The following is a 244-nucleotide window of genomic DNA, read 5'->3' on the forward strand; positions in this document are numbered from 1 at the left end:
ACTTACCACGGTTTTGTGCTACAAATTGCGTAATGACTTCGATCGCTTTATCTGCCAGTGAGCGTTCAGAGACTGTATGACCATGATAATCAATAAAGTAGTCTCTTATTTTAGCGATATCAATATCTGTAGCTAAAACACGACCTAATATTTTCGCAGATGTTGTAATAACTGCATAACGCTTAAACATACGTTTACCTGTATTGTTTGTTTCATCCTTCAATTTATCTTTAAACCAATGATG

General features: G+C 34.8%; 1 pseudogene. It reads right to left on the minus strand.

The annotated features are described in order from the left end of the window. Positions 1–244, minus strand: a pseudogene (locus HMPREF2647_RS07705) (hypothetical protein); the annotation flags it as partial.

This window comes from Staphylococcus sp. HMSC035D11 (genome assembly GCF_001836075.1).
Lineage (GTDB): Bacteria > Bacillota > Bacilli > Staphylococcales > Staphylococcaceae > Staphylococcus > Staphylococcus hominis.